The following is a 9,207-nucleotide window of genomic DNA, read 5'->3' as shown; positions in this document are numbered from 1 at the left end:
TGGTTGGAACAGGTATATGGCTGGGATACTGGTCCGGGGAATGCCCTGTTAGATCTGGCTGTCGAGTATTTTACCAACGGTAGAAAAACCTATGATTACAATGGAGAGTGGGCAGCGAGTGGCACTCCCTGTGAGGCTCTGGTCGAACAGTGGCTTGCTCAAGAGTTCTTCAAGATACCGCCACCAAAATCTACCGGACGGGAGTTGTTTAGTCGAGATTATCTCAAGCAGTGTTTGGTAGAAAGTGAAGCCTATAACCTTGCTCCTGCTGATTTCCTGGCAACACTCACAGAACTAACTGTTGCCTCTATTGTTGAGAGCTATCGCAACTTCTTGCCTCAAATGCCAGACCAAGTACTATTGTGTGGTGGAGGGGCAAGCAATCTATACTTGAAGCAACGGCTGCAAATTAGACTAGATTCGGTGCCAGTATTAACCACTGACCAGGTTGGGTTAAGTCGGGATTTTAAAGAAGCGATCGCATTTGCTGTTTTGGCTCATTGGCGTAACCTGGGTATTCCCGGCAATCTACCTCAAGTAACCGGTGCTTCAGAGGCTGTATGTTTAGGAAACCTCTATTCTCCGAGATCGCAACACCAGTCATCCTAAAACTCAGTATTTTAGCGATGCAGCGCGGTCTTGGGGGTCCCCCCCACTCGCTATTGCATCAAGACAGGGATCGTAAGCGTTGTGAAATGCAGTTAATCAGCTGCTCTTGCCATATCAGCTTAGAATCCCCCGTGGGTGAGTCTGGGGGAGAGTTTAACTAGTTTGTCTGTTGCTCCGTAGCAGTTGGGCTACTCGTGGAAGTTTGCCAATGGGATAACCTGAGGGGGTAAACCCCACAACCTTAGGTATAGCAGCTAGAATGAGTGGGGAATGAGAGGGTAATATTCAGTAACAGATAAAGAGTAACACTGTGGCTCACACCTTTTTATTGGAGGAAGGACGCTGGACACTTCGGGGCAATTGGCTGGAAAGCAATGGAAAATTAATTGTAGTCAGAGGTGGGACTATGGTTACCTGGAGTCGGGAAAACTGGTTTACTATGGTCACAAGACTGGTTTTTCCCAATAGTGAATGGGAGGATATCTATTGCCAGTATCTGGGGCGTCTCGATACTGGCGAGCCCAAGTATACCTTTGTCTTACAGCACAGCCTCCTAGGTCGTGTCGAGGGAGAAGGATGGGTGGCTCCAGAATCCATTGTGCAACGGTATTGGGTATTAGGGGATCGCCAACGACGCAGTGGTTTTGAAACCCGGTATCAACGTAATGAAAATATATACTACCTCTCCAGTAGCATTATGGCAGGTCATTATCTCAATAGCACAATGGAAGCAACTTTGGAACGTCAGCCACAATAGAAGTATTCTGGAATTAAGGAAGTTTTAAAAGCAGTACGCCTGTGACCGTTGCTATTGAGTTCATCTTCCTTAGTCCTTAGTCAGTTTTGTCCTTAGTCAGTTTTGTCCTTAGTCCTTTGTGATCCACATTAAGTCTCCTGGTATTAACAAAAGACCAATGACCAATGACCAATTAGCGATGACTAGAGACTAATGATTCATGAACACGTTAGTTTCCAGACCTCACCAAAGAACTTATGATCACAGACCCTAACAAAGGTCGTCTACTCGCCAATCGCTATCAACTGGTCAAGTTGATCGGCAAAGGTGCTATGGGTCAAGTGTATCAAGCCAAAGATATGCTCCTCGGAGGTGTAACGGTTGCCGTCAAGTTTCTCTCCCATACATTATTGAACCAAAAAATGCGCGATCGCTTTGAGCGGGAAGCAACGATTTGCGCTTTGCTTGGTGAGAAAAGCAATCACATCGTGCGAGTTAGGGACTATGGCATAGATGAAAACGATATTTCCTTCTACGTCATGGAATACTTGGCAGGGGGAAATTTAAGCGAAATAATTCACACTAAAACCCTATCCTTACCCCGATTTTTGCATATTACCCGCCAAATTTGTCTGGGATTACAATGTGCTCACCAAGGCATTGTATTTAAAGGCACACTCACTCCAATTGTGCATCGTGATATTAAACCCAGTAACATTCTCGTTGTCGAAGATTCCTCCTTCGGTGAACTGATCAAAATCCTTGACTTTGGCATTGCTAAGCTTCTTCAGTTTGATGGTTCTCAAACCCATTCTTTTATGGGTACTCTAGCCTATTGTTCACCGGAACAAATGGAGGGAAAGGAACTAGATAAACGCTCTGATATCTATAGTCTCGGGGTGATGATGTTTGAGATGTTAACTGGTCACATGCCCATTCTTCCAGAAGATCATTCCTTTGGTAGTTGGTACAAAGCTCATCACTTCAGCCCACCTAAATCCTTTGGATCGATTAACCCCAAGCTAAAGCTGCCGAAGTCCCTAGAGAACCTAATCATGACCTGTATAGCGAAAGAGGTATCTGATCGTCCTCAAAATGTCGGGATTATCCTACGAGCATTGGATTCATTAAACGAAGGTCATGATCGCGGTCGCTATCTGGGTAATCGGATTCAAACAATACTATCCGAGAAGCCTCTGAGTAAGGCAACAGAAATACTTCCCGTATCAGGGAATGATGTTTCTCGGCGAACCTCCTGGCCCGATGACAAGCCTAAAGCATCTATTGTCTTTCCTAAGATAATTCGTACCACTAGCACAACCTTTCCTACCCTCTGGGTGATGCTTACTAAAGAAGAGATTGAGAACCGTCAGGTTAGTACACGCTACAACCAATTCTTGTATGTGATGGTACCTCATCCAATGGTGCTATGGATTACCGCAGTGCATAATCGCTACCACGGTGCTTGTTGGTTTCCTTGCTACTTAGACCTCAAAACAAATCAGGGTCAGAACATAATCAGACTTTTGGGAGATACTGGATATTACCGTATTTTGTTTTTTGCCAAATCACAACCAGAATACTGTGCTAATGTAATGACCTCAACCATTGCTCCTGCCCAACGCCAGCTATTCATTGATTGGGCGAATACGTCTAAGACAATAAAATCAACTAATCAAGGAATGTTGAGCAAACGAATACTTAAACAAGAGTTTGAAAAGCTGAAGCCGAAGATTTTAATGAAGTTAGAAGCTGCTCATACAGATTACCCTACTGATATCTCAGGTTAAAACTTGTTCCTGGCAATTGGTTCCTGGCAATTGGTTACTTTAAAAGATATTTATTTTTTTTCTATTTTCGATTTTACCTATTAAACCGTCAGCCAAAACTAATATAGGGATAGCATCAACTCCCGCTGATACTTTTTCGTCAGGGGATGGTCATTACCGAGCACATCAAACACCGCAATCATGGATTTTCTTGCACCATCATCTCTATAGTTACGATGTTTACTGACAATTTCTAAAAATATTTTGAGTGCTGCTTCATATTCTCCCTCTACAACTAACCGAGATGCCTGAGCAAATAACTGATCTAATTGACTTTCCCCAATAGGATTAGCCTGCTGCTTAAATTGAATCAATGCTCTAACTGCCTGAGCTCTAGGGAAGTATTCTCGATCATTGTATCCAATGGTTTCTAACACTGTGGTTGCCTGTTCTGGCTCATTAATATGAACCAAAAAATTGGCAACTTCAATGACTAAACTTTGATTCTCTGGATACTTGGCAATTAGCTGCTCAAACAGCTGTTTGGCTCGGGATATATCCTGAGTTGCCATGGCAACCCGAGCTTCTTCTAGTCCAATGTCTAGCTCAGACTTCAGATTTAACCTAGCCAACATTTCCCGCAACTGAATCTCTGGTAAAACCCCCACAAAACCAGGAATAATATCACCATTGGTGACAATTCTGACATCGGGTACTCCCTCAATTTTAAAGTTGTTCGCTAAGTCTTGGTTGCGGTCAATATCAACTTTTGCTAATACAAAGTCATATTCTTTAGCTAGTTTCTCTAAAGTTGGTTTGAGCAGTTGACAGGGGCCACACCAGGTAGCAAAGAAGTCTACTAATACAGGCTTCTCAAAAGACTTTTCTAAAACTTCAGTGGCGTAGTTGCTGCTAGTAACGTCTACAGAAAAACCCATATCAATTATTTCCGTTATCCTGTGAAATGAAAGATAAAATGTAAGTATTTAGCTCATGCTTACAAAGATAGGCAAGAGTAAGAAGAAGGAGGGGAGAATAGCAGGGAATTTTTACCAGAAAATATCCCCTCTCTTCCCACACTCCTACCTTCCGCCACACTCGACATCAAGTCAAGGTTTGAGCCTTAACGAGGGTGTCATTCCCCTCTAACCCTTACTCAGCCCGCAGAGGATGTAGCTAAGACTTTTCCTGAGCTGGATGCTGCACTGTCCCGGCTAGATTCTACGAGCTTGCCTAGGATAGCGCTAACGTTAGTCTTGGCATCACCGAAGAGCATATTGGTGTTTTCTTTGAAGAACAAGGGATTGCCAACGCCAGCATAGCCACTGGACATTCCCCGTTTCATCACCACCACGGTACCAGCTTTCCAAACCTCTAAGACTGGCATGCCAGCAATTGGGCTACTGGGGTCTTCCATGGCACTAGGGTTAACGGTATCATTAGCGCCAATCACTAGTACTACATCGGTTTCTGGGAAGTCCTCGTTAATCTCATCCATTTCTAGAACGATATCATAAGGCACATTTGCTTCAGCCAGCAGCACGTTCATGTGTCCTGGTAATCGTCCAGCGACTGGATGAATGCCAAAGCGAACATTGATACCGGCATTCCTCAAAATCTTGGTAATATCGGACACGGGATGCTGAGCCTGAGCTACTGCCATACCGTAACCGGGAACAATGATAACACTCTTGGCCCCTTGTAGCAGCTCTACGGTATCTTCTACTGTGGTCTCGGTGACTTGACCTTCGGGCTGATCACCACCTTTAGCTTTAGCTGTAGTTCCTGCACCTTCGCCGAAGCCTCCTAAAATCACGCTGAAGAAGGAACGGTTCATGGCTCGGCACATGATGTAGCTGAGGATAGCACCACTACTACCTACTAGGGCACCAGTGATAATTAACAGGTCATTGGACAGCATAAAGCCTGCTGCTGCAGCGGCCCATCCGGAATAACTATTGAGCATGGAGATGACCACTGGCATATCAGCACCCCCAATAGCAGCTACTAAGTGGATGCCTAAAACTGATGCGATCGCAGCCATAATCAACAGGGGTTGCAGACCAGTCGTCCCCTCTGCTGTCATGAACTGGTAACCCAGCCCGATCACAGCCCCAAGCATAGCCAGATTGAGTACGTGGCGTGCTGGTAACATTAGGGGTTTGCTGCTGATGATAGCTCGTAGTTTCCCAAAGGCTATCACTGAACCGGTGAAGGTAATTGCTGCAATGAACACACCAATATAAATTTCTAACTGGTGAATAGTTACTTCTGCACCCGTTAGGGATTCCTCCCCTTGCAGGTAATTGGCAATACCCACCAGTACAGCTGCAAGACCGACAAAACTATGGAGAATTGCTACCAGTTCTGGCATGGAGGTCATGGCTACCCGAGATGCCACGATCGCACCAATTATCACTCCTGGTAGAATCATCCCTCCCAGAGTGAGGTATGCCGTTACATCGCTACTTAGGGCAGTGGCAACAAAGGCAATCAGCATCCCAAGAATGCCGTAAATATTGCCTTTACGGGCGCTTTCCTGGTTAGACAATCCCCCCAGGCTGAGAATGAACAAAGCGCTAGCTGCAATATAGGCAACTGTCAACAGATTATTTGACATAGTCTCCTTAGTTTTATGGTGTTCAACTTGAATGTTGTTCGCCCTTGGCGTTCCCGAAGGGTAGGTTAGTTGGTTGAAGGTTAGTTGGTTGAAGGTTGAAGGTTAGTTGGTTGAAGGTTAGTTGGTTGAAGGTTGAAGGTTAGTTGGTTGAAGGTTAGTTGGTTGAAGGTTAGTTGGTTGAAGGTTGAAGGTTAGTTGGTTGAATGTTGTTCACCTTTGGCGTTCGGTGTAGGGTAGGTGGTTTGGTTGTTGGCCTTTGGCCTTCCGGAAGGGTAGGTTCAGAAGATAACCTGTAACCTTCAACCTGTAACCTGTAACCTGTAACCTGTAACCTGTAACCTGTAACCTTCAAACCTTCAAACCTTCAACCTTCAACCTTCAAACCTTCAAACCTTCAACCTTCAACCTTCAAACCTTCAACCTTCAAACCTTCAACCTTCAAACCTTCAACCTGTAACCTTTAACCTGTAACCTTTAACCGGCTAACCTATTTCTGAAACATCTTGAGCATGCGTTGGGTTACTAGGAAGCCACCGGAGATGTTGATGGTTCCAACTAAAATTGCGATCGCACCCAGAATAGTAGTAGGTGAGGTGGCTGCGCCGGAAATTTGCAGCATTCCACCAATGATGATGATGCCGCTAATGGCATTAGTAACACTCATCAAGGGGGTGTGCAGGGCTGGTTTTACGTTCCAGATCACTTGCCAGCCTACGAAGCAGGCCAGGATAAATACCGTGAAGTGGGAGAGGAAAGAAGGTGGTGCTCCGATTCCCAAGCCAACTAAGGCGAGTCCCACTAACACTGGCCAGAGCAAGCCCATGATACCCTTTGATTTCTTCGTCTCTGGCACAGACTGCTCTTTAGTTACCGCAGTCTGGGGTTCTGGTGCGGGTTTGGGAGGTGCTGGAGGTGTAGGCCGCTTGGGTGGGGGCCAGGTTACATCCCCAGCGTTTAGGACTAAGGCTCCCCGAACCACTTCATCCTCCATATCGACACGGTAATTTTCACTACCACCCATGTCCTTGAGGAGATGACAAAGGTTGGTGCCATAGAGTTGGCTAGATTGAGTAGCCATACGGCTGGGTAGGTCAGTTAATCCAATGATGGTCACACCTTTGTATTTGTAGACCTCATTGGCTTTGCTCACCTCACAGTTGCCCCCTTGCTCAGCTGCCATATCGACAACCACTGAGCCTTCTTTCATACTCGCTACCATTTCCTCGGTGATCAGCAGCGGTGCTTTTTTACCGGGGATCAGGGCAGTGGTGATGATGATGTCCACTTCTTTAGCCTGTGCAGCGAACAATGCCATCTCCGCCTCGATGAACTCTTTACTCATCACCTTGGCATAGCCCCCAGATCCGGTACCGTCTTCTTTGAAGTCCAGTTCCAGAAACTCTCCCCCCATGCTTTCCACTTGTTCCTTAACCACAGGGCGGGTATCGAAGGCGCGCACAACAGCACCCAGACCTTTAGCGGTACCAATAGCAGCTAGTCCAGCTACGCCAGCACCAATCACCAACACTTTAGCTGGGGGAACTTTTCCTGCTGCAGTAATTTGCCCAGTAAAAAAGCGACCAAAGTTATTCGCTGCCTCAATCACAGCCCGGTAACCAGCAATATTGGCCATAGAACTGAGGGCATCCATCTTTTGGGCCCTCGTGATGCGGGGTACCGCATCCATAGCCAACACTGTAGCCTTGCGGCTTGAGAGTTGTTCGAGCAGTTCTTGGTTTTGGCCTGGCCAGATAAAGCTGATTAAAGTGCCATTTTCCGATAGCAACTCAGACTCATGCTTGTTTAGAGTTGGATGCATCTGAGGAGGACGCACTTTTAGAACAATATCTGCCTCTGACCAAAGGCTATTGGCATCAGGGATGATTTGGCATTCTGCTTGTTCGTAAGCATTGTCAGGAAAATTCGCTGTCTCTCCTGCTCCCGATTCAATCAGCACATCAAAGCCAAGTTTCTGGAGCACCTTCGCTGTATCCGGTGTAGCAGCTACCCGGCATTCACCTGGGTAAATTTCTTTCGGGATACCAACCTTCATACGAGTTTTGGTTGGCTGTAAATCTAACGTTTCAGCCTCTTTGGGAATGGCTAGGGTCATTGACTCTCCTTCAGTTGTCTAAATGAAATAACGACGGAAAATTCGTTGATCACTAAGGTGGGTCTAGAAGCATCAGGCAAAGGATGTCCAGACCAGCCACTTTCAGGGGCTAAGGCCACCGTATTTCCTAACATAGCTTTTGGTCATGGGTGAAAAATACTCCTTAGGTGAGGACAACAAGAATCAGGAAAACTGGCGATAATAACTGTTTTCCCTAACTATTTTCGGTAAATAGAATCAAGTAACAACTTCTTTTAAAAATGTTGTCCCTTGATGACAATCTATCCTTCTATTTCTTTTGATTTCGAGTGGTTTTTAGCAACTTGTAGCTTCTTCCTGCTGGGGATGTTCACCCTGTTTAGAGGATTCCCAAGTTCAACTAGAACGGGATCAGTTTGCCCCCTGACACCGCCAATGCCCTTAAGGGTTGGTGATTGACTCGCTCTTGAGAGGAAAACCTCCCAGCCTTAATTGTCTGATCAGCTGACTGGCTTCCCATCTGTGCTACTTGTCCTTGTATGCTACTTGTCGTGGTATCCAACACCAGGCATGGCCTCTTGCTGAATTTGAACTGCTGGCATCAATTTCTCTATATAAATTTCCCTGACTGTTCAAATACATGTGTCCCCATAACCGGATCTCTTTTTGGATCCTATGGTGATCTTGCAGAAGAGAGGATTATTTTTAACTTGTTTTAGGAATTGTGCTGTTGCACTCAGTTGTCGTAGGTAATCTTTACTAGTCAGATCGATTCCGTCACTGACTATAGATGATGATGGTAATGGTGTAATAAAGTGTTATAGGTGATTAAAGTGTAGCGATAGTGTTTTGAAATTGGTATGAGGGTAAGCATTCAGCTATCAGCTATCAGCCATCAGCTATCAGCTATCAGCCATTGGCTGTAGGCCAAGCTACTTTGAATCAAATAAGCTGACGGCTGACCACTGACCGCTGACCACTGACCACTGACCGCTGACCGCTGACCGCTGACCGCTGACCGCTGAATGCTTACGTATTAGGGATATATTGCGTATATATATTGGGTATAGCTTGTGTATATATATAAGTAGTACAGTAAAAAAACAAATAACTGTTAACTGTAAGCTCAAGTCAGCAGCATTAGATTTATGCTATCCACAAAATCTTCCATCAAAAGCCTGATTTCCGCGATCGCATTAGCTGGTTGTGTCTTGACCGGGCTATCGGTTCGGAGCTTAGCCCAGAGTAATCCCGGATTGGTACTCTGGAGTGGTGTTAAGCGGGAAAATATCCTGAGATATCACCTAGATTTTAACGGTGCCCCCAATTACTGGGATCGTTACCGCTTGAGGATTCCCAAGAAGAAACTGGAATTGGGAGT

6 protein-coding genes and 1 pseudogene are annotated in these 9,207 nt (G+C 45.5%); 4 read left to right on the top strand and 3 right to left on the bottom strand.

Annotation, left to right across the window (positions count from 1 at the left end; translation table 11 throughout):
- The 3 genes from F6K38_RS26645 to F6K38_RS26635 all read left to right on the top strand — a co-directional run.
- The coding region (locus F6K38_RS26645; protein WP_287358077.1) for an anhydro-N-acetylmuramic acid kinase at positions 1–609 on the top strand (609 nt) is incomplete at its 5' end.
- 310 nt (positions 610–919) lie between these two features.
- Positions 920–1,366 carry a hypothetical protein gene (locus tag F6K38_RS26640; RefSeq protein WP_287313087.1) on the top strand — a complete coding sequence of 149 codons (447 nt, stop codon included), beginning with the start codon at positions 920–922 and terminating at the stop codon, positions 1,364–1,366.
- Positions 1,367–1,602: 236 nt separating this feature from the next.
- Positions 1,603–3,135, top strand: a complete 1,533-nt coding sequence (locus F6K38_RS26635; protein ID WP_287358074.1) for a serine/threonine-protein kinase — start codon at positions 1,603–1,605, stop codon at positions 3,133–3,135.
- Positions 3,136–3,233: 98 nt separating this feature from the next.
- Here F6K38_RS26635 and F6K38_RS26630 read toward each other — a convergent pair whose 3' ends face one another.
- The 3 genes from F6K38_RS26630 to pntA form a co-directional block, all read right to left on the bottom strand.
- Entirely contained in the window at positions 3,234–4,052 is an 819-nt protein-coding gene (locus F6K38_RS26630; RefSeq protein WP_009148796.1) for a tetratricopeptide repeat protein, read from the bottom strand.
- Positions 4,053–4,270: 218 nt separating this feature from the next.
- A complete protein-coding gene (gene pntB / locus F6K38_RS26625) occupies positions 4,271–5,734 on the bottom strand; it encodes a Re/Si-specific NAD(P)(+) transhydrogenase subunit beta (protein ID WP_009148794.1) in 1,464 nt (487 codons plus the stop codon).
- Between the two features lie 487 nt (positions 5,735–6,221).
- On the bottom strand, positions 6,222–7,847 hold the full coding sequence (pntA, locus tag F6K38_RS26620) for a Re/Si-specific NAD(P)(+) transhydrogenase subunit alpha (protein ID WP_009148791.1): 1,626 nt from the start codon (positions 7,845–7,847) through the stop codon (positions 6,222–6,224).
- Positions 7,848–8,974: 1,127 nt separating this feature from the next.
- Here pntA and F6K38_RS26615 point away from each other — a divergent pair.
- A pseudogene (locus F6K38_RS26615) lies at positions 8,975–9,207 on the top strand (DUF2808 domain-containing protein); the annotation flags it as partial.

This window comes from Moorena sp. SIO3B2, assembly GCF_010692525.1.
Lineage (GTDB): Bacteria > Cyanobacteriota > Cyanobacteriia > Cyanobacteriales > Coleofasciculaceae > Moorena > Moorena producens.
Note: the sequence above shows the minus strand (reverse complement) of the source record. Positions and strands in the feature narration are given on the sequence as shown.